At 65.9% G+C, this 26,119-nt stretch carries 26 protein-coding genes; 15 read left to right on the top strand and 11 right to left on the bottom strand.

Features of this window, described 5'->3' with window-relative positions; all coding sequences use genetic code 11:
- Positions 1–9: 9 nt before the first annotated feature.
- From ACP69V_RS05215 to ACP69V_RS05205, 3 genes are all read left to right on the top strand, one after another.
- The gene (locus ACP69V_RS05215) at positions 10–1,098 is read left to right on the top strand and encodes an ABC transporter ATP-binding protein (protein WP_426022941.1); all 1,089 of its coding nucleotides are present in this window, start codon (positions 10–12) and stop codon (positions 1,096–1,098) included.
- 147 nt (positions 1,099–1,245) lie between these two features.
- Positions 1,246–2,913 carry an energy-dependent translational throttle protein EttA gene (gene ettA / locus ACP69V_RS05210; protein ID WP_426022940.1) on the top strand — a complete coding sequence of 556 codons (1,668 nt, stop codon included), beginning with the start codon at positions 1,246–1,248 and terminating at the stop codon, positions 2,911–2,913.
- A gap of 29 nt (positions 2,914–2,942) precedes the next feature.
- Positions 2,943–3,869 (top strand): 2-hydroxyacid dehydrogenase, encoded by a 927-nt coding sequence (locus ACP69V_RS05205; protein ID WP_426022939.1) that lies wholly within the window; start codon positions 2,943–2,945, stop codon positions 3,867–3,869.
- 2 nt (positions 3,870–3,871) lie between these two features.
- Here ACP69V_RS05205 and ACP69V_RS05200 read toward each other — a convergent pair whose 3' ends face one another.
- A complete protein-coding gene (locus tag ACP69V_RS05200; protein WP_426022938.1) occupies positions 3,872–4,270 on the bottom strand; it encodes a hypothetical protein in 399 nt (132 codons plus the stop codon).
- Between the two features lie 119 nt (positions 4,271–4,389).
- Here ACP69V_RS05200 and ACP69V_RS05195 point away from each other — a divergent pair, with 119 nt between their 5' ends.
- From ACP69V_RS05195 to metH, 4 genes are all read left to right on the top strand, one after another.
- Positions 4,390–5,349 carry an ArsR/SmtB family transcription factor gene (locus ACP69V_RS05195; protein WP_426022937.1) on the top strand — a complete coding sequence of 320 codons (960 nt, stop codon included), beginning with the start codon at positions 4,390–4,392 and terminating at the stop codon, positions 5,347–5,349.
- A complete protein-coding gene (gene metF / locus ACP69V_RS05190) occupies positions 5,349–6,290 on the top strand; it encodes a methylenetetrahydrofolate reductase [NAD(P)H] (protein ID WP_426022936.1) in 942 nt (313 codons plus the stop codon). The genes ACP69V_RS05195 and metF overlap by 1 nt, the downstream gene beginning before the upstream one ends.
- 157 nt (positions 6,291–6,447) lie before the next feature.
- On the top strand, positions 6,448–7,530 hold the full coding sequence (locus tag ACP69V_RS05185) for a homocysteine S-methyltransferase family protein (protein WP_426022935.1): 1,083 nt from the start codon (positions 6,448–6,450) through the stop codon (positions 7,528–7,530).
- 151 nt (positions 7,531–7,681) lie between these two features.
- A complete protein-coding gene (gene metH, locus ACP69V_RS05180) occupies positions 7,682–10,348 on the top strand; it encodes a methionine synthase (protein WP_426022934.1) in 2,667 nt (888 codons plus the stop codon).
- A 48-nt stretch (positions 10,349–10,396) separates the two neighbouring features.
- Here metH and ACP69V_RS05175 read toward each other — a convergent pair whose 3' ends face one another.
- Together ACP69V_RS05175 and ACP69V_RS05170 are read right to left on the bottom strand one after the other, a co-directional pair.
- Positions 10,397–10,951 carry a hypothetical protein gene (locus tag ACP69V_RS05175; protein ID WP_426022933.1) on the bottom strand — a complete coding sequence of 185 codons (555 nt, stop codon included), beginning with the start codon at positions 10,949–10,951 and terminating at the stop codon, positions 10,397–10,399.
- A gap of 140 nt (positions 10,952–11,091) precedes the next feature.
- Entirely contained in the window at positions 11,092–14,049 is a 2,958-nt protein-coding gene (locus ACP69V_RS05170) for a TonB-dependent receptor domain-containing protein (RefSeq protein ID WP_426022932.1), read from the bottom strand.
- 287 nt (positions 14,050–14,336) lie between these two features.
- Here ACP69V_RS05170 and ACP69V_RS05165 point away from each other — a divergent pair, with 287 nt between their 5' ends.
- The gene (locus tag ACP69V_RS05165) at positions 14,337–14,843 is read left to right on the top strand and encodes a hypothetical protein (RefSeq protein WP_426022931.1); all 507 of its coding nucleotides are present in this window, start codon (positions 14,337–14,339) and stop codon (positions 14,841–14,843) included.
- Positions 14,844–14,849: 6 nt separating this feature from the next.
- On the opposite strand, the gene ACP69V_RS05160 is transcribed toward ACP69V_RS05165, so the two are convergent.
- Positions 14,850–14,996 (bottom strand): hypothetical protein, encoded by a 147-nt coding sequence (locus ACP69V_RS05160; RefSeq protein WP_426022930.1) that lies wholly within the window; start codon positions 14,994–14,996, stop codon positions 14,850–14,852.
- 66 nt (positions 14,997–15,062) lie between these two features.
- Between ACP69V_RS05160 and ACP69V_RS05155 the strand changes: the two genes are divergently transcribed.
- Positions 15,063–15,965, top strand: a complete 903-nt coding sequence (locus ACP69V_RS05155; RefSeq protein ID WP_426022929.1) for an MBL fold metallo-hydrolase — start codon at positions 15,063–15,065, stop codon at positions 15,963–15,965.
- Here the strand turns inward: ACP69V_RS05155 and ACP69V_RS05150 are convergent.
- Positions 15,962–16,630, bottom strand: coding sequence for a DUF1499 domain-containing protein (locus ACP69V_RS05150; RefSeq protein WP_426022928.1), 669 nt, complete (start codon positions 16,628–16,630; stop codon positions 15,962–15,964). The two genes, ACP69V_RS05155 and ACP69V_RS05150, sit on opposite strands and share 4 nt — an antisense overlap.
- A gap of 16 nt (positions 16,631–16,646) precedes the next feature.
- Positions 16,647–18,275 (bottom strand): long-chain-fatty-acid--CoA ligase, encoded by a 1,629-nt coding sequence (locus ACP69V_RS05145; RefSeq protein WP_426022927.1) that lies wholly within the window; start codon positions 18,273–18,275, stop codon positions 16,647–16,649.
- 157 nt (positions 18,276–18,432) lie between these two features.
- On the opposite strand from ACP69V_RS05145, the gene udk reads away from it, so the two are divergent.
- Positions 18,433–19,080 (top strand): uridine kinase, encoded by a 648-nt coding sequence (gene udk / locus ACP69V_RS05140; RefSeq protein WP_426022926.1) that lies wholly within the window; start codon positions 18,433–18,435, stop codon positions 19,078–19,080.
- A 179-nt stretch (positions 19,081–19,259) separates the two neighbouring features.
- Here the strand turns inward: udk and ACP69V_RS05135 are convergent, their stop codons facing one another.
- Together ACP69V_RS05135 and thiS are read right to left on the bottom strand one after the other, a co-directional pair.
- On the bottom strand, positions 19,260–20,042 hold the full coding sequence (locus tag ACP69V_RS05135; RefSeq protein ID WP_426022925.1) for a thiazole synthase: 783 nt from the start codon (positions 20,040–20,042) through the stop codon (positions 19,260–19,262).
- 61 nt (positions 20,043–20,103) lie between these two features.
- Positions 20,104–20,310, bottom strand: a complete 207-nt coding sequence (gene thiS, locus ACP69V_RS05130) for a sulfur carrier protein ThiS (RefSeq protein WP_055755162.1) — start codon at positions 20,308–20,310, stop codon at positions 20,104–20,106.
- A gap of 344 nt (positions 20,311–20,654) precedes the next feature.
- On the opposite strand from thiS, the gene aroQ reads away from it, so the two are divergent.
- The 5 genes from aroQ to lepB all read left to right on the top strand — a co-directional run bounded on the left by aroQ (position 20,655) and on the right by lepB (position 24,516).
- Entirely contained in the window at positions 20,655–21,101 is a 447-nt protein-coding gene (gene aroQ / locus ACP69V_RS05125; protein ID WP_112861799.1) for a type II 3-dehydroquinate dehydratase, read from the top strand.
- A 47-nt stretch (positions 21,102–21,148) separates the two neighbouring features.
- The gene (gene accB, locus ACP69V_RS05120) at positions 21,149–21,640 is read left to right on the top strand and encodes an acetyl-CoA carboxylase biotin carboxyl carrier protein (RefSeq protein WP_426022924.1); all 492 of its coding nucleotides are present in this window, start codon (positions 21,149–21,151) and stop codon (positions 21,638–21,640) included.
- Between the two features lie 3 nt (positions 21,641–21,643).
- Positions 21,644–22,996 carry an acetyl-CoA carboxylase biotin carboxylase subunit gene (accC, locus tag ACP69V_RS05115; RefSeq protein WP_184278593.1) on the top strand — a complete coding sequence of 451 codons (1,353 nt, stop codon included), beginning with the start codon at positions 21,644–21,646 and terminating at the stop codon, positions 22,994–22,996.
- Complete coding sequence (aat, locus tag ACP69V_RS05110; protein ID WP_426024035.1) at positions 22,993–23,673, top strand: leucyl/phenylalanyl-tRNA--protein transferase; 681 nt, start codon at positions 22,993–22,995, stop codon at positions 23,671–23,673. Before accC ends, aat begins: the two co-directional genes overlap by 4 nt.
- 78 nt (positions 23,674–23,751) lie before the next feature.
- Positions 23,752–24,516, top strand: coding sequence for a signal peptidase I (gene lepB, locus ACP69V_RS05105; protein WP_426022923.1), 765 nt, complete (start codon positions 23,752–23,754; stop codon positions 24,514–24,516).
- A gap of 154 nt (positions 24,517–24,670) precedes the next feature.
- On the opposite strand, the gene ACP69V_RS05100 is transcribed toward lepB, so the two are convergent.
- Genes ACP69V_RS05100 through ACP69V_RS05090 form a run of 3 tightly spaced genes read right to left on the bottom strand, consistent with a single transcriptional unit; the run spans position 24,671 to position 26,078 of the window.
- Entirely contained in the window at positions 24,671–25,009 is a 339-nt protein-coding gene (locus ACP69V_RS05100) for an EF-hand domain-containing protein (protein WP_045811986.1), read from the bottom strand.
- Positions 25,010–25,035: 26 nt separating this feature from the next.
- Positions 25,036–25,689, bottom strand: coding sequence for a DUF2155 domain-containing protein (locus ACP69V_RS05095; protein WP_426022922.1), 654 nt, complete (start codon positions 25,687–25,689; stop codon positions 25,036–25,038).
- Positions 25,686–26,078: an NADH:ubiquinone oxidoreductase subunit NDUFA12 gene (locus ACP69V_RS05090; RefSeq protein WP_026108621.1), complete on the bottom strand. Its 393-nt coding sequence runs from the start codon at positions 26,076–26,078 to the stop codon at positions 25,686–25,688. The genes ACP69V_RS05095 and ACP69V_RS05090 overlap by 4 nt, the downstream gene beginning before the upstream one ends.
- Positions 26,079–26,119 lie beyond the last annotated feature (41 nt).

Here is a 26,119-nt window from a genome sequence, read left to right as displayed (position 1 = left end):
GCAGGAAGCATGGCGAACGTCCGTCTGGTCGACGTGAAGAAGGCGTTCGGCGCCGTCGAGGTGCTGAAGGGCGTCGATCTGGAGATCGCCGACGGCGAGTTCATCGTCTTCGTCGGCCCTTCAGGCTGCGGCAAGTCCACCCTGCTGCGCACCATCGCCGGTCTGGAAGAGGCGACGATGGGCCAGGTCTCCATCGGCGACCGCGTGGTCAACGACCTGTCGCCGTCGGACCGGGGCATCGCCATGGTGTTCCAGTCCTATGCGCTTTACCCGCACATGACGGCCTATGAAAACATGGCCTTCGGCCTGAAGCTGGCCAAGACGGACAAGGGCGAGATCGACCGCCGCGTCCGCGCCGCCGCCGAGGCGCTGAGCATCACCGACTATCTGGACCGCAAGCCCAAGGCCATGTCGGGCGGCCAGCGCCAGCGAGTCGCCATCGGCCGCGCCATCGTGCGCGAGCCCGAGGTCTTCCTGTTCGACGAGCCCCTGTCCAACCTGGACGCCGCCTTGCGGGTGCGGATGCGATACGAGTTCGCGCGGCTGCACGCCGAACTGAAGACCACCATGATCTACGTCACCCACGACCAGGTCGAGGCCATGACCCTGGCCGACCGGATCGTGGTGCTGAACGGCGGGCGCATCGAACAGGTCGGGGCCCCGATGGACCTGTACGACCACCCCGCCAACCTGTTCGTCGCCGGCTTCATCGGCAGTCCGAAGATGAACCTGCTGAGCGCCGAAATCGTCGAGGCCTCGGCGACCGGTGCGACGGTGAAGACCACCGCCGGCGAGACGATCCACGTCGCCGTGAACGCCGCGACCGCCAAGCCCGGCGAGGTCGTGACCCTGGGCATCCGCCCCGAACACCTGACCACGACCGGCGACGGCGATGTGCTGAACGCCGAGGTCATGTTCGTGGAAACCCTGGGCGCGACGACCATGGCGCACCTGAAACATCCGGCGTCGCAAGACACGCTGACGGTTCAGTTGGCGGGCGAACTCCGGGCCAAGGCCGGCGAGCGATTGACGCTGCAGGTCCCCGCCCGACAGGCGCACCTGTTCGACACGAACGGCAAGGCGTTCACCCGACTCTGAGGGCGCCTTCCTTGGGGGTAATCCGACAGTAAAAGCCCGTAGGAAAAAACTCGCCTGCCCGTCGCCTTATTTGCTCTCTCGCCCGAGGATCGCTACATCCGCGCCATCCTCCCCGTTAGACGAACCCGAAGGGCGAAACCGCACCTCATGGCGCAGCAATATATTTTCCAGATGCAGGGTCTGACCAAGACCTTCCCCGGCGGCCGCAAGATCTTCGAGAACATCTGGCTCAGCTTCTACAACGACGCCAAGATCGGCGTTGTGGGCGTCAACGGCTCGGGTAAATCCACCCTGCTGAAGATCATGGCCGGCCTAGACACCGAGTTCACAGGCGAGGCCCGCGCCGCCGACGGCATCAAGCGCGGCTACCTCGAACAAGAGCCCAAGCTCGACGACAGCCTGAACGTTCGCGAGAACGTCGAGGCTTGGTGTGAAGAGAAGCAGTGGGTCAACCGCTTCAACGCCATCGCCACCGAAATGGCCGAGAACTACACCGACGAGCTGATGGAGGAGATGACCGCCCTCCAGGAGAAGATCGACGCCGGGGATGTCTGGGACATCGACAGCCGCATCGAAATGGCCATGGGCGCCCTGCGCTGCCCGCCCGACGATTGGGAAACGGCCAACCTTTCTGGCGGTGAAAAGCGCCGCGTGGCCCTGGCCCGCCTGCTGCTGTCCAAGCCCGACATGCTGCTGCTCGACGAACCGACCAACCACCTGGACGCCGAATCCGTCGCCTGGCTGCAGCATCACCTGGAAAACTTCCCCGGCTGCGTCATCCTGGTGACCCACGACCGTTACTTCCTGGATCTCGTCACCAAGTGGACGCTGGAACTGGACCGCGGCAAGGGCCACCCGCACGAGGGCAACTACTCTTCGTGGCTGGAAGCCAAGACCAAGCGCGTCATTCAGGAAAACTCGGAATCCGAAGCCCGCCAGCGCGCCCTCAGCCGCGAACTGGACTGGGTGCGCTCCGGCGCCAAGGCCCGTCAGGCCAAGTCCAAGGCCCGTCTGGCCGCCTACGAGCGGATGGTCGACGAGCAGGAATCGATGCGCGGCGCCCAGACCCACGCTCACATCCAGATCCCGCCTGGCCCGCGCCTGGGCAATGTCGTGCTGGAAGTCGAGGGACTGAAGAAGTCCTATGGCGACAAGACCCTGTTCGACGACCTGACCTTCAAACTGCCGCCCAACGGCATCGTCGGCGTCATCGGCCCCAACGGCGCCGGCAAGTCGACCATGTTCAAGCTGATCACCGGCCAGGAAACCCCTGACGGCGGCACCGTAAAGGTCGGCGAAACGGTCAAGCTGGCCTATGTCGACCAGTCGCGCGACGATCTGAAGCCGGATGAGACCATCTGGCAGGCCATTTCGGGCGGCACCGAAGTGATGATGGTCGGCAAGCGCGAGATCAACACTCGCGCCTATGTCGGCAGCTTCAACTTCAAGGGCGGCGACCAGCAGAAGAAGGTCGGCCAACTGTCCGGCGGTGAGCGCAACCGCGTCCACCTGGCAAAGACCCTGGCTTCGGGCGGCAACCTGATCCTGCTCGATGAACCGACCAACGACCTCGACATTGAAACCTTGCAGAACCTCGAAGAGGCTCTTGAAGGGTTCGCGGGCTGCGCAGTGGTCATCTCCCACGACCGCTGGTTCCTTGACCGCCTGGCCACTCACATCCTCGCCTTCGAAGGCGACGGCCACGTGGAATGGTTCGAGGGCAACTTCGAGGCCTACGAACAGGACAAGATGCGCCGCCTGGGCGCCGACAGCATCATCCCCAAACGCATCCAGCACCAGAAGTTCGGGCGCTGATCGCCTGACCTGAAAAGAGGAGCCGCTGCATGACCCAACGCCCCGCCGTTCTTATCATGCAGCGGCATCTCGCCCCCCTCTCCGGGTTTCTTGAGAGCGCCTACGACGTCTATCGCTTTTGGGAAGGTCCGCCGATCGAGGCCGCCCACGACATCCGCGTCATGGTCGTCGCTGGCGAGGCTGCACTGGACAAGGCGCTGATCGAACGCCTGCCCAACCTCGACCTGATCGCCTGTTTCACCTCGGGCTATGACGGCATCGACGTGGACTGGTGCCGCGAACGCGGCCTGCCCGTCACCCACGCCCCCGGCGTCAATCACGAGGATGTCGCCGACCATGCCCTCGGCCTGATCCTGGCCGCCCGTCGCCAGATCGCCTCCGGCGACCGCCAGGTCCGCGCCGGCGATTGGACCGCCGAGACCCGCACCATCACCGCCTCCCTCGGCGGCCAGAAGCTGGGCATCGTCGGCCTGGGCCATATCGGCAAGGCCGTCGCCGACCGCGCCGAGGCCTTTCGCATGGCTGTCAGTTGGTGGGGGCCGCGCCCGCACGACGCCGAATGGCCTCGCGCCGACAGCCTGCTCGCCATGGCCAAGGCCAGCGACATCCTGGTCGTCGCCTGCAAGGCGGACGAAACCAATCGGGGCCTGATCTCGCGCGAGATTCTCGACGCGCTTGGCCCCGACGGCCTGCTGGTCAATGTCTCGCGCGGCCAGGTCGTGGACGAAGACGCCCTGATCGCCGCCCTGAAATCAGGAAGCCTGGGCCAGGCTGCGCTGGATGTCTTCGTCGAGGAGCCGACCGACCCGAACCGTTGGGCCGATGTGCCCAACATCGTCCTGACGCCCCACACCGCCGGAGCCACGACCGCCGGGGTGCAGGGCATGCTGATGTTGTTGATGCAGAACCTTCAGGCGCATTTCGCGAGCGAACCGCTGAAGACGCCCGTGGCCTGACCTCAGCGTAGACGCTGCGGCCGCTCGTCCGCCGTCACGACGCCGTCGCCGTTCTTGTCCAGCGCCTTGAACTGGGCGTCGACGCCGATGTTGAACTCGTCGCGCGTCACCCGACCGTCCGCGTCCGCATCCATCCGCGTCAGCATCCGACCGCCACGCGCATTGGCCAGTTCGTTTGCATCGACCAGATCGTCATCATTGGCGTCCAGCCGGTCGAACATCTGGGTCATCCGCGCCTGCATCTGCGCCAGGTTCTCGCGTTCCGGCGGCCGCATCCCGCCCATCTGTCCCCCCATGGGCGGACCCGACATCTGCGGCGTCGGCGGTTCAGGGAAGTCGCTCTGAGCCAACGCCGGACCGGCGGCGGCGAGAGCGAAGGCGGTGATCAACAAGCGACGCATGGGACTGCTCCAAAAGGGCTGTGAACCCTTGAACGCACGCACGAACTATTCCCGTCGCGGCCTCGCCAAGGAACCGATTTCACTTGCCAAATCATATAAGGATATCTTTATATGAGTACATGAGCCTGTCCGCCGATCAGACTGTCGAAGCCCTGCGCGCGGCCGGAGAACCCACCCGCCTGCGCATCCTGTCGCTGCTGGCCGGCGAGGAGCTTTCGGTCATGGAGATGTCGCGTATTCTGGACCAGAGCCAGCCTCGCGTGTCGCGTCATCTGAAGCTGATGACCGACGCCGGCCTGATCGAACGGTTCCCAGATGGCGCCCGCGTCTATTACCGCCTGTCGCACGACGCCCAGGCCCGCCGCCTGATCGACACCGTGCTGGACATCCTGGCCGACGATGCCGGCGAGGCCGATCACCGCCGCCTCGACGAGGTTCGCAGGGATCGCGAGGAAGCCGCCGTCACCTATTTCGAACAGATCGCGCCCCAGTGGGATCGCCTGCGCTCGCTCTATGTCAGCGAGACCGCCGTCGAAGCCGCCCTGGAAAAGGCCGTCGGTCCCGGTCCGTTCGAACGCGTCGTCGATCTGGGCACCGGCTCGGGTCGGATGCTGACCCTGTTCGGCAAGAAGGCCAAGATGTCGGTCGGGCTGGATCTCAGCCAGAACATGCTGAACATCGCCCGCACCAATGTCACCAAGGCCGGGCTGGACAAGGTCGAGCTGCGTCATGGCGACATCTTCGCCACCCGACTGCCCGCCGCCAGCGCCGATCTGGTGATCGTGCACCAGGTTCTGCACTACCTGTCCGACCCGTCCGCCGCCGTCGCCGAGGCCGCTCGCCTGGTCAGTTCGAACGGCCGCCTGGTCATCATCGATTTCGCCCCCCACGACTTCGAACATATGCGTGAGGCGCACCAGCATCGCCGCCTGGGTTTCGCCGACAGCGAGATCAACGGCTGGCTGCTGGACGGCGGCCTGACGCCGTCTACCCCCATCGCCCTGCCGCACGACGCCGAGGGCCTGACCGTGACCATCTGGACGGCGGAACGCCGCGTCCAGGACAGAAAGACCGCCTGATGGCCTCCTTAGCTGACGCTCGCGCCCTGTTGCTGTCGCCCCTGGGCCCTGTCGCTCGCGCCGGGTCCAACCGCGACGACGTGCGCGTCTCGTTCGAGTTCTTCCCGCCCAAGACCGACGAGGCCGAAGCTAATCTGTGGAAGGCGATCCGCCGGCTGGAGCCGCTGAACCCCGCCTTCGTCTCGGTGACCTATGGCGCCGGCGGCTCGACCCGCGAGCGGACCCACCGCACGGTCCAGCGGATCATCGCCGAGACCAGCTTACGCCCCGCCGCCCACCTGACCTGCGTCGAGGCCAGCCGCGACGAGGTGGATGAAGTCATCGCCGGCTACAAGACCATCGGCGTCGATCACATCGTCGCCCTGCGCGGCGACCCGCCTGGCGGGTCCGGCATCGGCGGCGTCTATCAACCCCGCGCCGACGGCTACGCCAACGCCACCGAACTGACCGCCGCCATCAACCGCGTGGGCGGGTTCGACGTCACGGTTGGCGCCTATCCCGAACGCCACCCCGAAAGCCCCTCCATCGACCACGACATCGAGGTGCTGAAGGCCAAGGTCGATGCCGGCGCGACCCGCGCGGTCAGCCAGTTCTTCTTCGACATCGACGCCTTCCTGCGCTTCCGCGATCGGGTGCGGGCGGCGGGCGTGACCATTCCCCTGATCCCCGGCGTCATGCCCGTGTCCAACTTCGCCGGTCTGACGCGCATGTGCGGCGCCTGCGGGACCAGCATCCCCGACTGGCTGAAGGCCCATTTCGACGGGCTGGACGACGATCCCGAGACCCGCAAACTGCTTGCCGCGTCCGTCGCCGCCGAGACCTGCGCGCGTCTGCAGGAAGAAGGCTTTTCCGACTTCCACTTCTACACCCTGAACCGCGCCGATCTGGTCTATGCGATCTGCCGCGTGCTGGGCGTGCGTGAAACGGCGGTGACGGCGTGAAGAGCCCCTCCACCACTTCGTGGTCCCCCTCCCCATCTTTGATGGGGAGGAGACAGGCGGCTCGATCAGTCTCCTCCCTGTCGCGCAGCGATGGGGAGGTGGCGCGGCGCGCTTGCGCCGTGACGGAGGGGTTCTTGCCGTCCCACGGAGTTCAAGCATGACCCGCGCCCAACGCATCGCCGCCCTGCATCAGGCGGCCAAGGAACGGATCCTGGTCCTCGACGGAAGCTGGGGCGTGATGATCCAGCGGCGCGGCCTGTCCGAAACCGACTTCCGCGCCGACCGGTTCGTCGCCGCCAACGGCTATGACGAGAAGCACCAGATGAAGGGGAACAACGACATCCTCTGCATCACCCGCCCCGATGTCATTGCCGACCTGCATGACCAGTATTTCGGCGCCGGCGCCGACATCTCCGAGACCAACACCTTCTCCGGCACCACCATCGCCCAGGAGGACTACGCCCTGGACGCCCAGGCGGTGTGGGACATCAATCTGGAAGGCGCCAAACTGGCCCGGGCCGCAGCCGACCGCTGGACCGAGAAGGAGCCGCACAAGCCGCGCTTCGCCGCCGGCTCCATCGGTCCGCTGAACAAAATGCTGTCGATGTCGTCGGACGTGAACGACCCCGGCGCGCGGCTGGTCACCTTCGACCAAGTCTATGAGGCCTATCGCCATCAGGTGAAGGCGCTGAACGAGGGCGGCGTCGATCTGTATCTGATCGAAACCATCACCGACACGCTGAACTGCAAGGCCGCAATCAAGGCCATCAAGGACCTTGAGGACGAGGGCATGGACGGCCTGCCCATCTGGATTTCGGGCACCATCACCGACCGTTCGGGCCGCACCCTGTCGGGCCAGACGGCGGAAGCCTTCTGGAACAGCGTGCGCCACGCCAAACCCTTTGCCGTCGGCTTCAACTGCGCCCTGGGCGCCGACCTGATGCGGCCCTTCATTGCCGAACTGAGCCGCGTCGCCGACACCCTGGTCGCCGCCTATCCCAACGCCGGCCTGCCCAACGCCATGGGCCAGTACGACGAGGAACCGCACGAGACGGCCCACTTCATCGAGGAATGGGCGGCGTCGGGCCTGGTCAACATCGTCGGCGGCTGCTGCGGCACCACGCCGGACCACATCAAGCACGTCGCCGAAGAGGTCGCGCCGCTGAAGCCCCGCGCGATCCCGGAACGGCCGGTGGCCTTGCGGCTATCGGGGCTGGAACCGTTCGAGATGGTGGCGTGACACACTCCCCTCCCCGCTCATCCCCGCGAAAGCGGGGACCTAGTCCTTTGGGCGATAGCCATCACCATGATGTCTTCGCTCGCGATCCCATGCACCGTGCCTCCCAAAAGCACTGGGTCCCCGCTTTCGCGGGGATGAGCGGAAGTCTGTAATGCGCCCCACCTTCATCAACGTCGGCGAACGAACCAACGTCACCGGCTCGGCCAAATTCCGCAAACTGGTGGTCGAGGGCGACTATTCGGCTGCGCTGGACGTCGCCCGGCAACAGGTCGAGGCCGGCGCCCAGATCATCGACATCAACATGGACGAGGGCCTGCTGGACGGCGTGGTCGCCATGCGGACCTTCCTCAACCTGATCGCGGCCGAGCCCGACATCGCCCGTGTGCCGGTGATGATCGACAGTTCCAAATGGGAGGTGATCGAGGCGGGTCTGAAGTGCGTCCAGGGCAAGCCCATCGTCAACTCGATCAGCATGAAGGAGGGCGAGCAGGCCTTCCGCGACCATGCGATCAAATGCCTACGCTATGGCGCCGCCGTCGTGGTCATGGCCTTCGACGAGGTGGGCCAGGCCGACACTGCCGCCCGCAAGATCGAGATCTGCACCCGCGCCTACAACATCCTGGTCAACGAGGTCGGCTTCCCGCCCGAGGACATCATCTTCGACCCCAATATCTTCGCCGTGGCGACGGGGATCGAGGAACACGACAACTACGCCGTCGACTTCATCGAGGCGGTGAAGGTCATCAAGGCCACCCTGCCCTACGCCCGTATCAGCGGCGGGGTGTCGAACGTCTCGTTCAGCTTCCGCGGCAATGAGCCGGTGCGCCGGGCGATCCACAGCGTCTTCCTGTACCACGCCATCCAGGCGGGCATGGACATGGGCATCGTCAACGCCGGCGACCTGCCCGTCTATGACGACATCGACCCGACCCTGCGCGAGGCGGTCGAGGACGTGATCCTGAACCGGCCGCAGCGGACCAATGTCTCCAACACCGAGCGGCTGGTCGACATCGCCCCCAACTACAAGGGCGACAAGGGCGTCGCCCGCGTCGTCGATCTGAAATGGCGCGACCAGCCTGTCGCCGCCCGCATCGCCCACGCCCTGGTCAACGGCATCACCGAATATATCGACGCCGACACCGAAGAAGCCCGCCTGTCATTCGACCGCCCGCTGCACGTCATCGAAGGGCCGCTGATGGACGGGATGAACGTGGTCGGCGACCTGTTCGGCTCGGGCAAGATGTTCCTGCCCCAGGTGGTGAAATCGGCCCGCGTGATGAAACAGGCCGTCGCCTGGCTGGAGCCCTTCATGGAGGCCGAAAAGGCCGGCAAGCCACGCGAACAGGCGGGCCGTATCCTGATGGCCACAGTCAAGGGCGACGTCCACGACATCGGCAAGAACATCGTCGGCGTCGTGCTGCAATGTAACAACTACGAGGTCATCGACCTGGGCGTCATGGTCCCGGCCGACCGCATCCTGGACGCCGCCGTCGAGCACAAGGCGGACATCATCGGCCTGTCGGGCCTGATCACCCCGTCGCTGGACGAGATGGTCTTCGTCGGCGCCGAGATGGAACGGCGCGGCTTCGACATCCCCCTGCTGATCGGCGGCGCCACCACCAGCCGCACCCATACGGCGGTCAAGATCGAGCCGGCCTATCGCCGGGGCTCGACCACCTATGTCGTCGACGCCAGCCGCGCCGTCGGCGTGGTCTCGGGCCTGCTGTCCAAGACCGACCGGGCCAAGAACGAGGCCGCCACCCGCGACGAATATATCCGCATCCGCGAGCAGTACGCCCGCGGTCAGGAGGTGAAGGCCCGCGCCACTCTGGCCCAGGCCCGCGAGAACCGGTTCCGCATCGACCCGACCCAGCCCATGCCCGGCAAGCCGTCGTTCATCGGCGTGAAGGCCTTCGACGCCTGGGACCTGCAGGACCTCGCCGAACACATCGACTGGACCCCCTTCTTCGCCAGTTGGGAGCTGATCGGCCGCTATCCGCTGATCTTGGACGACGAGATCGTCGGCGAGGCCGCGCGCGACCTGTTCGAGGACGCCAAGGTCATGCTGAAGCGGATCATCGACGAGAAGTGGTTCACCGCCAAGGGCGTCGTCGGCTTCTGGCCCGCCCACGCCGTCGGCGACGACGTCGTAGTCTATGCCGACGAGAGCCGGGACGCCGAGATCGCCCGCTTCCACACCCTGCGCCAGCAGATCAAGAAGTCCAACGGCAAGCCGAACCTGGCCCTGTCCGACTTCGTCGCCGAGGACGGCGACGACTATATCGGCGCCTTCGCCGTCACCGCCGGTCACGGAGAACTGGAAGTCGCCAAACGGTTCAAGGACGCCGGAGACGACTATTCATCCATCCTGGCGACCTCGCTTGCCGACCGCCTGGCCGAGGCTTTCGCCGAACGCCTGCACAAGGAAGTCCGCACCCAGCTGTGGGGTTACGCCGCCGACGAAACAGCCGACGTCGATGCACTGATCGCCGAACAATACCAGGGCATCCGCCCCGCCCCCGGCTATCCGGCCCAGCCCGACCATACGGAAAAGGCCACCCTGTTCCGCCTGCTCCAGGCCGAGAACAACGCCGGCATGGCACTGACCGAGAGCTATGCCATGACGCCGCCCGCCTCGGTCTCCGGCCTCTATTTCGGCCATCCGGGCAGCCATTATTTCGGCGTCGGCAAGATCGATCTGGACCAGGTCGAGGATTACGCAAGTCGCAAGGGCTGGGACGTCGCGACCGCCGAACGCTGGCTTGCGCCCATACTCAACTACGATCCCTACGCCGCCAAACGCGAAACGGCGGCCTGAGCAAAAGCTCAAGCCGCCGCGTTAGTCAGATAGGTCGCGCGATCCCGCCTAGTTGATGCCGACGCTCTCCAGCGTGGCGGGCGGTGTCGTGACATTGTTGCGGATACGCCGCGCGGCATGTTCGCAACGGCCGGGCAGACCGAAGAACAGGCCGAACGACTGGCTGCGGGCTTCGGCGTCGGGGTTGCTCATGAGCGTCGCCCACTGGGCCTTGACCCCGGCGATGGCCTGTTCGGCCTCAGCCTTTGAGGCTGCCGACTGACGCGGCGTTGCGACGGCCAGGGCGCTGCGGAAATCCTGGGCTTCCAAACGGCCCAGACGAACCAATTCCACGTCTTCGGGCGCCTTGGTCGTCAACGTGTCGCCCAGATCGGCATGCCCCGTCACCAGCGCATCGCACCACGCCACCAGCGGATAGTCGGCGGTGGGCGCCCCACGCGGCAGCGGCCGCGCATAGGCGATGGCCTCGCGGGTCTTTAGCGCGTCTGCGCTCTCGGCCGAACTGTTGCCCGTGACGATGGGCCCGTCTTGAGCCTGTGCGACCACAGAGCCTGCGGCCAGCAGCGACAAGGCCGAGATACCGGGAACGAGGAGTTTGAGCATGATCTTCCTTCAGGAGCGCCGCGAACGGGCGACGATCATCAACGCTCGGCCACGCCAATGGTTTTTCTACGGCGGCGCTTAAACGAAAAAAGGCGGCGGAGCGTTGCTCCGCCGCCTCAGTCTCGTGTCGTTGACCGGCCTTAGAACTTGGCGGTCAGACCGACGTAGTAGCGGCGACCCAGCACATCATAGGTCGACGGGTCGGTATTGGCTTGAACGCCCGGAACGAAGACGTTCGGCTGCTCGTCGGTCAGGTTGTTGACGCCGGCGCGCAGGGCGACCGTGTCGTTGACGGACCACGAACCGTTCAGGTCGAAGTAGTCGATCGAAGGCAGAACCTCGGTGGTGTTGATCACCGTGACTTCACCCACCCGGCGCCAGCGTGCGCCGACCGAGAACGGACCGCTGGCCCAAGTCACCGAGCTCAGAGCCTTCCATTCGGGGAAGGTTTCTCCGAACGAGCTGTCGATCGTGCCGGTGCGATCCGTGAAGACGCCGCCTTCGACGACGTTGTCTTCATAGTTCTCAAGCCAGCTGATGACCGTGTTGAACTTCAGGCGGCCCCAATCGCCACCACCGATGTCGGCGATGTTGAACGCCCAGTCAGCCTGGAAGTCGATGCCGGACGTCTTGACCATGCCGAGGTTGGCTTGGTTTTCGATGGCCCCGACGATGTTGCCCGACAGCGGGTCACGGCGGAACAGCTGGCAGTAGCTGTTGGAGGCGTCAAACGTCGGGTTTTCGCCCGTCACGTTGAAGCAACCCGCCAGCGAGTCCGGCGCCTGGATGGAGCCGATCGCGTCGGTGATCTCGATATTGTAGTAGTCGATCGAGGCCGAGAAGCCCGAAAGCCAGGGCGAAGCGAACTGCGACTGATACACCAGACCGGCAGACCAGCTGTCCGACGTTTCTTCGAACAGGTTCGGGTTACCGCCCGTGCGGCTTTCGACTTGGTTGTTCGAATAGGTGTACTGGTCGATTGCCTGAGACGAAACGCCTTGAGCCAAGCACAGCGCCCGCACCGCGGCCGCGTCGGAGCCGCGTCGGAAGCTGCTGCGGATATCGCAAGGGTCGCCGCCCGTACCGGCCGCCGTAGGCGAGCCGATGTTCGGGAAGTCCGTGCTGGCGGTCGCAAACAGCTCGCCGATCGAAGGCGCACGAACCGAGCGGCTGTAACCACCACGAGCGCGCAGGCCGCCGGCGACGGTCCAGTCCAGTTCCGCACGGTAGGCTTGGGTACCGCCGGCCGTGCTGTAGTCGGCGTAGCGATAGCCGAGGTTCAGATCCAGTTGTTCGACGAAGGGCAGGTCCGAAAGCAGCGGCACCAGGGCTTCGATGAACAGTTCCTTGGAGCTCGTGCCGCCGGTCAGTGACGGCGTCGGGTTGAAGCCCGCGATTTCCGAACCGCCGACATTGCCGCCATCCGGCAGGCCGTTGGCGCCAAGGTGGGGCGTCACAGTGTTCTGTTGTGCGAGCGAGGAGTCGGCGCCGAATGCGAAGTCATCCTGGCGATACTGGGCACCGAGAGCGACGCGGACCTCACCGGCGGGCAGATCGAAAGCCTTGCCTTGCAGAGAGGCTTCGATGACACGTTGTTCCGTAACAGTAGAGTTACGAGCCGAGCGACCGATGTAGCTGTTGCAATCCGCCGACAGGGTCGTCACGCCGAACGGATCGAAGCCGCCTGCGCAAAGGCTGGCGCCGCCATCCGCCGCGTCCAGCAGGCGCTGAACCGAAGAGCGCGACACGTTGCCCGTCTGCGTGGTCGTGTTCGAAACGCGACCATACGAACCGTAGACGTCATAGGTCCAGCTGCTTTGCGGAACCTGACCACGGACGCCCGTCGTGATTTGGTAGATGTTGTACTCTTCCGTCGAGTGACGGCCGCCCAGCGAGGTGAAACGCTTGTTGAGCAGGAACGAGCCGTTCGGGTTGGCGCGCGTGTTCAGCAGGCCCCGCAGATCAGCAGTGATGAACGGGTTGGTCGCGGGAACGCGGAAGCCGGTGCCGCTCGCTGCCGGGCTGGCGGCCAGTTCGGTGTCGGCGATGTACTGTGTGAACAGTGCATTCGCATAGACTTCGGCGTTGTCGTTGATCTTGTAACGACCGCCGCCGTACACGTTGTAGCGCTCAAGCGGCAACTGCAAGTAGTTCAGCGGACCGGTGTTGAACGTATAATCAGCGCCCGGAGCCGTGTATTCGTTTCCAGCACCAGCCGGATTCTTGACGTTCAGCTTGCCCGTATACGAAAACAGCGAGTTGTCATCGTTGAAGCCGAAGGCGCCAGTGTTGGACAGGGTCGCATTGCCGAAATAGGCGCGAACTGCTGCCAGGCTGGGCAGGTTGTTGCCGTCGAAGATCGTCGAACCCAGCGGCGAGGTGCCCGAGGGACCCGATATAGCGGAGAACTCACGAGCGGCGTTGAAGATGACATCACGGGTCGAGCGACCCAGCGACAGCACCATGTTGCCGCGGTCGTCGTCGAAGTTGCCGCCGACGGTGACAGAGTAGCTTTCGGTTTTGCCGTCGCTACGGTCGGTTTCGCCGTACTGAGCGTCTACCTGAACGCCCGAGAAGTTTTCGTCGAGGATGAAGTTGGCGACGCCGGCCAGAGCGTCCGAACCATAGGCAGCAGATGCGCCGCCGGAGATGACTTCGATGTTCTTGATCAGAGCAGTCGGGATCAGGTTGACGTCGACCGAGCCGTCCGAGTTCGACGGAACGACGCGACGGCCGTTCATCAGGACCAGCGTACGGTTGGAACCCAGGTTGCGCAGGTTGATGTTGGCCTGGCCACCATTCGACGGGTTGTTCGAGGTGGAGGAGATCGACGGCGTGAACTGAGGCAGGTCGTTGATCAGGCTGTCGATGGTGACGGCACCGGTCGCCTGGAAGTCCTGGGCGGTGACTGTGACGATCGGGCTGGTCGAACGATAGTCCTGACGCGCGATGCGCGAGCCGGTGACGACGATTTCGCCCACTTCGGTCGCCTGATCGTCAGCGGACTGTGCGAACGAGGGGGACGCGGCCATGACCAGGGCGGCGCCGCCGATCATCGTGCTCGCCAACAGGCTGCGGCGGTATCTGATATTGTTCAAGGCTGGTTCTCCCGGGAAGACGTTCGTTCGCCAAGAAGCGAACAGATCAATCATTGGCTATTTGCCGACCCCACGTCGGTTGGACGGCAGAGCATACCAACAGCAGCGGCAAGTCCAGCGGGAAGGTACCGGCTTGACACATTGTAGACACGCCTGTCGCAAAGACGACACACCATGGTCGCGGGCGAGACATGCGACGCGCCCTCGTTTCTGATGATATACTTCCCCAAATCATGAACTTTTTTGAGAATAGAATGCCCCCTATCTCCCAGCTACGCTGGTCAGGAATGTCGATTCTGGCATTGCTGGCGGCAACTCTCGTCTCCGAAAGCGCTTCCGCGCAGCAGTCTCCCCCGCCAGCCAATCGCGACCTGGTCGGCGAGGTCACACGCTGCCGAGATATCGGTTCAGATTCTGCGCGCCTGGCATGCTTCGACGCGGCCGCCACAAGCTTGGCCGCTGCAGGAGAGATCGCCGTGGTTAGCCGCGAGGATGTGGAACAGAATCAGCGACGATTGTTCGGGTTCAACGTCTCGACCCTGAATCCCTTTCAGACCTCTGGAAAGCCAGAAAGTCTGAGCTCCATATCCGCCACCATGGCGTCGGTTCGGGATCTGGGCCGCGGCGAATGGCTGATCACGCTGGACGACGGGTCCGTATGGCGAAAGACCGACAATGTCGTTCCGTCTTTCTCGACGCGCCGCCAGTATCCAGTCACCGTGCGAAGAGCGGCGCTGGGAAGCTATTTGATGAAGGTGGGCGACAATCCGCCCTTCCGTGTCCGCCGCGAATAGCAGCGCTCAGCGCTCGATCACTGCCCGCGCCGCATAGGGCGCGGGTTCGGGGGTGCAGGAGGCAGCGATCAGTTGCACCGCGGCGAGACAGAGGAAGGCGGTCGCGACGAGCGGGAGCCGATTTGATACAGCGAAGGCGATCGAACGGGCCATGGCGGGCGCTCCAAGCATGATTACCGAGTCGTTAACGCAAGCTCTGCGCCAGATGGAGCCGCCGAGATGATTCCTTTCGTTCGGGCGTTCGACTTCGCCTATGGGCGGCGTGATCAGGTTTCGCCGCTGATCCAGCGGGTGATCGCAGCCAATCCGGGGCCGTTCACCTTCACCGGCACCGGGACCTATATCGTCGGGCGGGCTGACGCGGGGGCCGAGGTGGCGGTGATCGATCCGGGACCGCTGGATCAGGCGCATCTGGCGGCGTTGATGGCGGCGGTCGAGGGGCGGCGGGTCAGCCATGTGCTGGTGACCCATACGCATCGGGATCATGCGCCGCTGGCGAGGCCGTTTGCGGAGGCGACGGGGGCGCGGGTTTTGGCGGCCCAGCCCCCGGATCGAGAGACCCATGCGGCGGGTGCGCTGGACGAGGATGACGATGCCGAGTTTTCGCCCGACGTGGTCCTGACGGGCAATGAAGTGGTCGAAGGCGACGGCTGGACGATCGAGGCGATGTTCACGCCGGGTCATGCTTCAAATCACATGGCCTTCGCCCTGCGCGAGGAGAACGCTCTGTTCTGCGGCGATCATGTCATGGGCTGGTCCACGACGGTCGTGGCGCCGCCGGACGGGAATATGCGCCAGTATCTGACCAGCCTGGATGCGGTCATTGCGCGGGATTTCGACGTGCTGTGGCCGACGCACGGGGCGCCGGTAACGCAGGTGCGGCCGTTTCTGGAGACGTATCGCGCCCACCGGCTGGAGAGGGAAGCGCAGATCGTTCAGAGGCTGGCGGCGGGGGATCGGACGGTCGCCCAGATGGTGCCGGTTCTGTACGCCGCCGTCGATCAGCGGCTGTGGCCGGCGGCGTCGCTGTCGGTGCTGGCCCATCTGATCAAGCTGGTCGAGGACGGGACGGCGGTGAGCGACGTCGAGCCGGACCTGACGGCTCGCTTTCGTCTGGTCTAGAGTTCCGCCTCCAGGTTCCGGGCGATCTTGGTTGCGAGACGGCAGGTGGCGCCGCCGTCGGGGCGGGCGTCGCGGGCGGCGACGCGGATGTCGGTGCGGCCGGGGCGTATGCGCACGACGGCGTCGGTGACGAAGCCGAACCAGGCCCCCTCATGCACGGCCTCGACCTGGAAGGTGGTGGCGCGGGTGACGACGAAGCCGGCGTCGACCAGGGCCGAGGTCGCCTGCTGGGCCAGGACCTGGGTCGGGATGGCGCTCAGGTCGGGACAGGTCTGGGGCGTCGATCCGCGATGCTGGGCGGCGCGCGAGAAGGCCGGCGGTTCCTCGACATGGGTGGTCACGTCGCGTGGGTTAGGCGTGGCGTCCTGCCCCTGACGCAAGACGAAACCGCCCACCGTCGCACCGGCCAGGACCAGGGCCGCCAGCGCATAGAGCCCCCTGCCCTTCAGATCGCGCAGCGCCAGAACAGCCGCCGCCAACGCGCCCGCCAGTCCGATCCAGGCCAGGATGCGCGCCACGGTCCAGGTCAGCAGGTCGTAGCTGACCGACAGATCGACGCCGCCGAATCGCGTCGCCGCAATCGCCGCCACGATCAGCACCACCGGCGCCGCCGCGAGCGCCGTCAGCCACGGCAGGACGGCGGGGACAGGCTTTCTGGTCGGCATTCAGGCTCCGGTTCGGTTAGACGACGGCAGGCAGACGGTAGTCCTTCATCCGCTCGCGCAGAAGCTTCTTGTCGATCTTGCCCGTGGCGCCCAGCGGGATGTCCTCCACGGCGACCACGTCGTCCGGCATCCACCATTTGGCGATCTTGCCCTGCAGGAAGTCGAGATGCTCCTGCTTGACCAGAGCATGGTCCGGCTTGAGCTTGAGGATCAGGACCGGGCGTTCGTCCCATTTGGCGTGGGCGGCGCCGATGACGGCGGCGATCTCGACCTTGGGATGGCCGACGGCGATGTTCTCGATCTCGATGGAGCTGATCCACTCACCGCCCGACTTGATGACGTCCTTGGCGCGGTCGGTGATCTGCATGAAGCCCATCTCGTCCACTGTCGCCACGTCCCCGGTGTCGAAGAAGCCTTCATCGTCCAGGATCGAGCCCTCTTCCTTGAAGTAGGCGTTGCTGATGGTCGGGCCCTTGACCATCAGGCGGCCGAAGGTGGCGCCGTCGTGCGGCAGTACGGCCCCAGCCTCGTCCTTCAGCTTCAGTTCGATGCCCAGCGGAGGCGTGCCCTGTTTCAGGCGGTATTTCATCTGCTCGTCATAGGGCAGACGCAGGATCTCGGGCGGCAAGTTGGCGATGGTGCCGATGGGCGAGGTCTCGGTCATGCCCCAGGCGTGGGTGACCTCGACGCCGAAATCGTCCTGGAAGCCGCGGATCAGGCTTTCGGGGCAGGCCGAGCCGCCGATCAGCACGCGCTTCAGGGTCGAGAAGCCCAGGCCGTGCTGTTTCATATGGGCGAACAGCCCCTGCCAGACGGTGGGCACGGCGGCCGAGAAGGTGACGCCTTCCTGTTCGATCAGTTCATAGATCGACTGACCGTCCATCTTGGCGCCCGGCATGACCAGCTTGGTCCCGGCGGCGGGGCCGGCGAAGGCGATGCCCCAGGCGTTGGCGTGGAACATCGGCACGACCGGCAGGATCACCTCCTTGGGCGTCGCCCCCATGACCGTGGCCTGAAGCCCCATGAAGGTGTGCAGGAAGTTGGAGCGGTGCGAATACAGCACGCCCTTGGGATGGCCCGTCGTGCCGGAGGTGTAGCACAGGCCGCAGGCGGTGTTTTCCTCGAAGTCGCCCCAGACGACGTCGGTCGACTGACCGGCGATGGCGTCCTCATAGGCCTCGGCCTTGGGCAGCTTGGTTTGCGGCATATGGGCGGCGTCGGTCATGATGACGACGCGCTCGACCTTGGGGATGTGCGGCAGGATGGCTTCCAGCAGCGGCACGAAGGTCAGGTCGACGAAGATGATCCGGTCTTCGGCGTGGTTGATGATGTAGATCAGTTGTTCCGGGAACAGGCGCGGGTTCAGGGTGTGGCACACCCCGCCGATGCCCATGATGCCGTACCAGGCCTCGATATGGTTGGCGGTGTTCCAGGCCAGGGTCGCGACGCGGTCGCCCGGCTGGACGCCCCAGGCCTTCAGGGCGCTAGACACGCGTTTGGCGCGCTCGTGGATCTGGGCATAGGTCGTGCGGACGATGGGGCCCTCGACCGAGCGGGTCACCACCTCGCGGTCGCCGTGCCAATGTTTGGCGTGGTCGATGATCTTGTCGACCGTCAGCGGCCAGTCCTGCATCAAGCCCAGCATATCGTTTCCTGTTCCTTGGTTGCGTCTGATTGGATGCGACGCTTGGGCGGACGCTAACATCGGTGATCGGCGATAAGCAACGTGACGTAACGTCAGCCGCCGCGCGGCGGATCGTCCCCCGTGGCGTCGGCTGCGCGACCGCACTAGAAGACCGCCCATGACCATATTGATCGCGATCACGGGGGGCTCCGGCTCCGGCAAGAGCACCCTGGCGGAGGCGCTGGTTTCGGCCTTGCCGCAAGGGTCGGCGGTGCTGGTGCGCGAGGACAGCTATTACCGCGACGCTGCTTCCCTGCCCGGCTTCGACGCCGCGACCTTCGACTTCGACGATGTGGCCGCGCGCGATCACGACCTGATGATCTCGGACCTGAAAGAGCTGAAGGCCGGCCGGGCGGTGACGGCGCCGGTCTATTCCTTTATCCATCATGGGCGCGAGCCGGGTGGCGAACCGATCCCCGCCGCCGAGGTGGTGATCGTCGAGGGCACCCACGTGCTCTGCACCCCCGACCTGACCGCCCTGTTCGACATCCGGGTGTTCGTGGACACCCCCTCCGACATCCGCTTCATCCGCCGCCTGTTGCGCGACCAGGCTGAGCGGGGGCGGTCGGCGGACTCGGTCGTGGCGCAATATCTCGCCACCGTGCGTCCGGGCCACGAGCGGCTGACCGAACCGTCGCGCACCCACGCCGACTTCATCGTCGCCGACGCCACGGCGGCCGTGCGGCTGGAAGACCCGCAGGCCGTGGTGCGTCTCGCCGCCCCGGTCCTGGCCCATCCGCTGCTGCAGGGCTTGCTGGACGATTAGCAGTCCTCGTCTCCTCCCTGTCGCGAAGCGATGGGGAGGTGGCGCGGCGCCTCTTTGCGCCGTGACGGAGGGGTTCTCACCGTATTACCGACGCCTGTGGGACGTCGAGAGCCCCTCCACCACGCTTCGTGCGGTCCCCCTCCCCACGATGTGGGGAGGAGACGATGTGCGCCGACCTCTTAAATCAGCCCCGCCAAGGGCGACGACGGATCCGCATACATCCGCTTCGGCATCCGCCCGGCCAGATAGGCGTCGCGGCCGGCGATGACGGCGTGTTTCATGGCGCGAGCCATGCGGATCGGGTCCTTGGCGCCGGCGATGGCGGTGTTCATCAGGACGGCGTCGCAGCCCAGTTCCATGGCCAGAGTCGCGTCCGAGGCTGTGCCGACGCCCGCGTCGACCAGCACCGGCACCTTGGCCTGTTCGACGATCAGGCGGACGTTGATGGGGTTCTGGATGCCCAGCCCTGAGCCGATCGGCGCGGCGGCGGGCATGATGGCGGCGGCGCCGGCGTCTTCCAGACGCTTGGCCATGACCACGTCGTCGGTGCAATAGACCATGACGTCGAACCCGTCCTTGATCAGCAAATCCAGCGCCCGCAGCGTCTCGATCATGTCGGGATAGAGGTGGGCGGTGTTGGACAGCACCTCCAGCTTGACCAGACTCCAGCCGCCGGCTTCGCGCGCCAGACGCAGGGTGCGAACCGCATCCTCACCCGTGAAACAGCCGGCGGTGTTGGGCAGGAAGGTGAATCGGTCGGGCTTCACATAGTCGACCAGCATCGGCTGGGTCGGGTCCGACAGGTTCACACGGCGCACCGCGACGGTGACGATCTCGGCCCCGGCCGCCTCGGCGGCGGCGGCGTTCTGGGCGTAGTCGGCGTACTTGCCAGTGCCCACGATCAGACGTGAGTTGAAGGTGCGGCCGGCGACGGACCAGGTTTCGTTGGCTGTATCGGTCATGGATGCTGACCTAGGCCTCTCCGGCGCGCGGGGGAACCCGTCGTAGCCGGATTTGATCTGATCACCCGCCGCCGACGAACTGGACCAGCTCGATACGATCGCCTGCGGCCACCGGCGTGGCGGCGTGCAGGGACTTGGGCACGATCTCGAGATTGCGTTCGACGGCGACCTTGCGCGGGTCCAGCGACAGTTCCTCGACCAAGGCCAGGATGGTGGCGGCCTGGACCTGGCGTGGTTCGCCATTGAGATGGATCTGGTGCACGCGCATTCTCCCTGACCTTCGCCCCTCCGACCGTCGCGCGTCAGATAGACGGTGACAGGCCGCTTCGCCAGACTATGCGTTCAGCCCGCCTCGAACAGGAAGGCGCCGACCGCGACGGCCAGGGCCGCCAAGGTCGCCACCACGGTTCTCAGGATCAGTTTGCCGTCCTGGCGCATCCTCGGCGCTCCCTCAGGCCGTCCCGACCAGGGACGATGGCAGCCGGCGCTGCGAAATCCACGCCATCGCACGTAACGTCGGGTAAGGTTCGACGCTGCTAGCGTTTGACCCACGCCCTGCGTCCGCTAAAAGGCCCCTCTTGCGCCGCGCTGCGCCGGATCGATTCTGGAACCATGGCCGAAACGCCCGTCATTCATGTGCTGAACGGCCCCAACCTGAACCTGCTCGGGGTTCGGGAGCCGGACATCTATGGCCGCGACACCCTGGCGGACATCGAGCAGCGCTGCGTCCGGGCGGCCGGCGAGGCGCAGATCGTGTTTCGCCAGACCAACCATGAAGGCGTGCTGGTGGACTGGATCCAGGAGGCGCGCGAAGGCGCCCACGCCCTGATCCTCAATCCGGCGGCCTATGGGCATACGTCGGTGGCGCTGCATGATGCGTTGAAGACGCTGTCGATCCCGGTGATCGAGCTGCATCTGTCCAATCCGGCGGCGCGCGAGGCGTTTCGCCATCACTCCTATGTGTCCTCCGCGGCGACCGGCGTCATCGCCGGCTTCGGCGCGGCGGGCTATGAACTGGCCGTCCAGGCGGCCCTCACCCAGGTTCGGGAACGCGGCTGAGGCCCGTCCCGTTTATCAAAGACCACGAAAGACAAGGCGCAACTCCAATGGCCGATGACAAGAAACACGCCGAGATCGACGCCGCCCTGGTTCGCCAGCTGGCCGAGATCCTGAACGAGACCGATCTGACGGAAGTCGAGGTCGAGCGCGGCGAACTGCGTATCCGCGTGGCGCGCGAAGTCACCATCAACGCCGCCCCGGTTCAGTACGCCGCCGCCCCCGCCCCGGTTGCCGCTGCGCCCACTGCCGCTGCTGCGCCGGCCGCCATGCCGTCGGACCCCGCCACCATCGTCGCCCGCGCCGGCGAAGAGGTGAAATCGCCGATGGTCGGCACCGCCTATCTGCAGGCCTCGCCGGAGGCCCCGGCCTTCGTCCAGCCCGGCGACAAGGTCAAGAAGGGTCAGACCCTGCTGATCGTCGAAGCCATGAAGACGATGAACCCGATCCAGGCCCCGCGCGACGGCGTTGTGGCCGAAATCCTGGTCGGCGACGCCCAGCCGGTCGAGTTCGGCGAACCCCTCGTCCTGCTGGAAGCCTAAGCCGTGTTCACCAAGGTCCTGATCGCCAACCGCGGCGAGATCGCGCTGCGCATTCACCGGGCGTGCAAGGAGATGGGCATCTCCACCGTCGCCGTGCACTCGGAAGCCGACCGCGGCGCCATGTGGGTGCGGCTGGCCGACGAGAGCGTCTGCATCGGCCCCGCCTCGGCCGCAAAGTCGTATCTGAACATCCCCTCGATCATCGCTGCGGCCGAGATCACCGGCGCCCAGGCGATCCACCCCGGCTACGGCTTCCTGTCCGAGAACGCCCGCTTCGCCGAGATCGTCGAGGCCCACGGCATGAGCTTCATCGGTCCCAAGCCCGAGCATATCCGGGTTATGGGCGACAAGATCAGCGCCAAACAGACGGTCAAGGACGCCGGCATCCCCGTCGTCCCCGGCTCGGATGGCGAGGTCGAAACGGTCGAGGCCGCGATCGAGGCGTCCAAGTCCATCGGCTTCCCCCTGATCGTCAAGGCTGCGGCGGGCGGCGGCGGACGCGGCATGAAGGTCGCCCTGACGCCTGACGATCTGGTCGAGGCAGTCCAGACCGCCCAGTCGGAAGCTCTGGCCGCTTTCGGCAACGGCGCGGTCTATATGGAGCGCTACCTCCAGAAGCCGCGCCACATCGAGATCCAGGTCATCGCCGACAGCCACGGCAATGTCGTCCACCTGGGCGAACGCGACTGCTCGCTGCAACGCCGTCACCAGAAGGTGCTGGAAGAGGCCCCCTCGCCCGCCCTGTCGGCCGAAGGTCGCAAGCAGATCGGCGAGACGGTCAACAAGGCTATCGCCGCCATCGGCTATCTGGGCGTCGGCACCATCGAGTTCCTGTGGGAGGACGGCGAGTTCTTCTTCATTGAGATGAACACCCGCCTGCAGGTCGAACACCCGGTCACCGAAATGATCACGGGCGTGGATCTGGTTCGCGAACAGGTGCGCATCGCCGCCGGTCTGCCGCTGTCGTTCACCCAGGACGACATCGAGTTCAAAGGCCACGCCATCGAGGTGCGGATCAACGCCGAGAACCCGGAGACCTTCACCCCGTCGCCGGGCAAGATCACCGACTTTCACGCACCGGGCGGCCTGGGCGTGCGCCTGGATAGCGCGATCTATGCCGGCTATTCGATCCCGCCCTATTACGACAGCCTGATCGGCAAGCTGATCGTCCACGGCCGCGACCGCGAGGAGGCCATTGCCCGACTGAAGCGTTCGCTGAACGAGGTCGTCATCGGCGGCGTCGATACGACCATCCCCCTGTTCCAGAAGTTGCTGGCCGAGCCGGACATCCTGTCGGGCGACTACGACATCCACTGGCTGGAGAAGTGGGCGGCCCGTCAGAAGGGCGACGCCTGACCGACCCCGATTTCAGCGCCAGCGGGCCTTTCGGCGGTTTCGGCCCCGACGACCTGCTGGCCTGTTACGCCCGGGGCGTGTTTCCGATGGCCGAGGCGCGCGATGATCCGCGCGTCTTCATTATCGAGCCGGAACAGCGCGGCGTCATTCCGCTGGACGCCTTCCACATCCCCAGCCGCCTGCGCCGCACCGTGCGGGGCGAGCCGTTCGAGGTGCGGGTCGATACCGCCTTCGAAGCGGTGCTGGACGGCTGTGCGGCGGCGCAAGGACCGGATCGCGAAGACACCTGGATCAACGGCCCGATCCGGCGGCTGTACGCCGCCCTGTTCGCCATGGGTTTCGTCCATTCCATCGAGTGCTGGCGTGACGAGCGGCTGGTGGGCGGCCTTTACGGCGTGTCGCTGGGCGGGGCCTTCTTCGGCGAGAGCATGTTCAGTCGCGAACGGGACGCGTCCAAGGTCGCTCTGGTGCATCTGGTCGCGCGCCTGCGAAAGGGCGGCTGGGACCTGCTGGACGCGCAGTTCTTGACCGACCATCTGAGCCAGTTCGGTACGGTCGAAACGCCGCAAGCGACCTATCTGGAGCGGCTTCAGCCCGCGCTGTCGGTCAGGCCGGACCAAGGGGCCTTGCGCGCGCCTCTGACCGGTGCAGAAGCGGTCGCCTTGGCCAGCGCCTAGTCTGTCCGGACACGATTTGGGGCCCGTCCCGACAGGTTCGGATTCGCGTCTTCGGCCGGCCTGACGATCAATGGCGGCATGACCCAGACCCCGCTCAGAACCCCGCCCCGTCCGTCCCTTCTTCGCGAGGTGCGAGAGATCGCCCTGACGCTGATCTTCGCCATCATCCTGGCGCTCGCGATCCGCGTCGTCCTGTTCCAGCCCTTCACCATCCCTTCGTCGTCGATGGAGCCGGGGCTGGTGACCGGCGACTATATCGTCGTGTCGAAATATCCCTATGGCTGGAGCACGGCGTCTCTGCCGTTCAATCCGGCGATGTCGCCGGGACGGCTGCTGGGGCGCGAGCCGAGACGCGGCGACGTTGTGGTGTTCCGCCTGCCCCGCGACCCCAGCGAGGCCTGGATCAAGCGCGTCGTCGGGCTGCCGGGCGACACGGTTCAGGTGCGGGGCGGCGTTGTCTTCGTCAATGGCGACCCGGTGCGACAGACCCGGCTGGATGTCGTCGCCGATCACGATGCGCCGCAGAGACGGGTCCTGCAGGTGCGCGAGACCCTGGCGGACGGACGATCCTACGTCACCTATGACGGCGGGCCGGGCCTGCCGGGCGACGACACGCCTGTGCGCCGTGTGCCGGCGGGCTGCTATCTGATGATGGGCGACAATCGCGACAACTCGTTGGACAGCCGCTGGCCGCCCGAGGTCGGCGTGGGCCTGCTGCCGGCCGAGAACATCATCGGCCGGGCCGAAATGGTGCTGGCCTCATGGAAGCCGGGCGCCAGCCTGTTCAAACCCTGGACGTGGTTCGACCTTCAGTGGGGCCGGTTCCTGGTCCGGGTGCGGTAGACTAGATGTCGTCACTCCGGGGCGTCCGCAGGACGAACCCGGAGCCCGGGTGGGCATCGCGGCTTTGGATGCGTTCGAGAGCCAGTCCGCAGCCCTGGATTCCGGGTTCCGCGCTGAGCGCGGCCCCGGAATGACGACGTGCGCAAGGCCGGCTCTATCTCGCGCGGTACTCGTCGAAGCTGACGACCCCGTCGTGATTGCGGTCCAGCCGGTCGAAGTCGGCGCGGGTGGGCGACGATTGGGCCAGGGACGGCGCGGCGACGGCGCCCAGCGCCAAGCCCGCGACGGCGGCGGCCAGCAGGGGCCGCCAGCCCAGGCGGGGCTGAGGACGCGCGGACGACGTTGCGTTCAACTCGGCGTCTATGAAGCGGCGAATGGCGTCGCTAGCCGTCCTGCCCTCGTCACGGCACCGCGCCATGAAGGCGGTCTTGGTCGCGTGCGGCAGTCGGATCTCGACCGTTTCGGTCTTCTTGGGCGGCTTGTTGCGATCCATGGCGCGCCTCCTCGCGGCGTGAAAGCTCAGTTCTTACAGCCCACGACCCAGGCGTCATAATAGGGGTTCTGGACACCGCTGACGGCGGGCGACGAGGCGAACATCCAGCCGCGGAAGATCTGGCGACCGGCTTGCCGACCGCGCGGCTGGAGCGAGACGTCCATATAGGCGACGGCGTCTTCTGTCAGTTCGTCCGGCGTCGTCACCTCGCAGGCGCGGGCCGCGAAGATCAGATTCTGGTTGAAGCGCACGGGACGACCGCCGACCTCGACCTCGAACTTCATCGTCTCGGCGGTGACCTTGTCGATGGCCTGGATGATCGCGAACTTGCGACGCTGGCGGCGCGCAGGCGTGGCGGGCTGGTCGATGGCCTTGGTCGCGACGGGCTTCTCGGCCGCGACCTCCTCCTCGGCCTTTTCCTCGACGGCGGCGTCTTCGGCGATGACGACGTTGGGCGGCGGGGCCACAGCGACCGGAGAGCGCGGAGCCGGTGCGCCCGCGGGCGGCGTCTCGGTCGGCACCGACGGCTGGGCCGGAGTTGTGCGCAGAATGTCGCCGATCGGATCCTGGACCGGACGCGCATCGCGCGGCGTGTCCTGAAGCACGCTGGCGGTCACCGCGCCGGCGCTCAGCACGGCCGCGACGGACGCCGCGCCCAACAGGATGCGGCGGATTTTCACTCGGGCGTCCAGGCCTGATAGTCGCCGGTCGCGGCCGGGCGCTTGGCGTCGCCCGCCAGCGAGCCGGGCGGACGCCAGGCCAGGGGCGTGCCGGTCAGATTGGGCAGATGCTCCTTCTCCCAGGCGCGACGCGGCAGCGGCTGCTCGGTCGGCGGCAGGTCGAAGGTGTAGTGCAGCCAGCCGTGCCAGTCGGGCGTTACCTTGGACGCCTCGGCATAGCCGTCATAGATGACCCAGCGACGCTTGCGGCCGTCGTAGCTGACGTTGTCGCGGCTCTCGTAATAGCGATTGCCGTTCTCGTCCTGGCCGACGAAGCGACCGCGCTTGGCGATGGTGAAACGGGTGCCGATCGTGGCGCCCTCCCACCAGCCGAAAATCTTGCTCAACACGTCGTGGAATCCAACCGTAAGGGTTCGCCGAAAAGGGAGGC

Source organism: Brevundimonas sp. PWP3-1b1, assembly GCF_049896065.1.
GTDB classification, from domain to species: Bacteria; Pseudomonadota; Alphaproteobacteria; order Caulobacterales; family Caulobacteraceae; genus Brevundimonas; species Brevundimonas intermedia_B.
The sequence above is the reverse complement of the archived record's forward strand: the minus strand, read 5'-3'. Positions and strand labels throughout refer to the sequence as shown.

Coding starts and splice junctions, on each gene's coding strand:
- ACP69V_RS05215 (WP_426022941.1), top strand. CDS start 10: ATGGCGAACGTCCGTCTGGTCGACGTGAAGAAGGCGTTCGGCGCCGTC.
- ettA (WP_426022940.1), top strand. CDS start 1,246: ATGGCGCAGCAATATATTTTCCAGATGCAGGGTCTGACCAAGACCTTC.
- ACP69V_RS05205 (WP_426022939.1), top strand. CDS start 2,943: ATGACCCAACGCCCCGCCGTTCTTATCATGCAGCGGCATCTCGCCCCC.
- ACP69V_RS05200 (WP_426022938.1), bottom strand. CDS start 4,270: ATGCGTCGCTTGTTGATCACCGCCTTCGCTCTCGCCGCCGCCGGTCCG.
- ACP69V_RS05195 (WP_426022937.1), top strand. CDS start 4,390: ATGAGCCTGTCCGCCGATCAGACTGTCGAAGCCCTGCGCGCGGCCGGA.
- metF (WP_426022936.1), top strand. CDS start 5,349: ATGGCCTCCTTAGCTGACGCTCGCGCCCTGTTGCTGTCGCCCCTGGGC.
- ACP69V_RS05185 (WP_426022935.1), top strand. CDS start 6,448: ATGACCCGCGCCCAACGCATCGCCGCCCTGCATCAGGCGGCCAAGGAA.
- metH (WP_426022934.1), top strand. CDS start 7,682: ATGCGCCCCACCTTCATCAACGTCGGCGAACGAACCAACGTCACCGGC.
- ACP69V_RS05175 (WP_426022933.1), bottom strand. CDS start 10,951: ATGCTCAAACTCCTCGTTCCCGGTATCTCGGCCTTGTCGCTGCTGGCC.
- ACP69V_RS05165 (WP_426022931.1), top strand. CDS start 14,337: ATGTCGATTCTGGCATTGCTGGCGGCAACTCTCGTCTCCGAAAGCGCT.
- ACP69V_RS05160 (WP_426022930.1), bottom strand. CDS start 14,996: ATGGCCCGTTCGATCGCCTTCGCTGTATCAAATCGGCTCCCGCTCGTC.
- ACP69V_RS05155 (WP_426022929.1), top strand. CDS start 15,063: ATGATTCCTTTCGTTCGGGCGTTCGACTTCGCCTATGGGCGGCGTGAT.
- ACP69V_RS05150 (WP_426022928.1), bottom strand. CDS start 16,630: ATGCCGACCAGAAAGCCTGTCCCCGCCGTCCTGCCGTGGCTGACGGCG.
- ACP69V_RS05145 (WP_426022927.1), bottom strand. CDS start 18,275: ATGCTGGGCTTGATGCAGGACTGGCCGCTGACGGTCGACAAGATCATC.
- udk (WP_426022926.1), top strand. CDS start 18,433: ATGACCATATTGATCGCGATCACGGGGGGCTCCGGCTCCGGCAAGAGC.
- ACP69V_RS05135 (WP_426022925.1), bottom strand. CDS start 20,042: ATGACCGATACAGCCAACGAAACCTGGTCCGTCGCCGGCCGCACCTTC.
- thiS (WP_055755162.1), bottom strand. CDS start 20,310: ATGCGCGTGCACCAGATCCATCTCAATGGCGAACCACGCCAGGTCCAG.
- aroQ (WP_112861799.1), top strand. CDS start 20,655: ATGGCCGAAACGCCCGTCATTCATGTGCTGAACGGCCCCAACCTGAAC.
- accB (WP_426022924.1), top strand. CDS start 21,149: ATGGCCGATGACAAGAAACACGCCGAGATCGACGCCGCCCTGGTTCGC.
- lepB (WP_426022923.1), top strand. CDS start 23,752: ATGACCCAGACCCCGCTCAGAACCCCGCCCCGTCCGTCCCTTCTTCGC.
- ACP69V_RS05100 (WP_045811986.1), bottom strand. CDS start 25,009: ATGGATCGCAACAAGCCGCCCAAGAAGACCGAAACGGTCGAGATCCGA.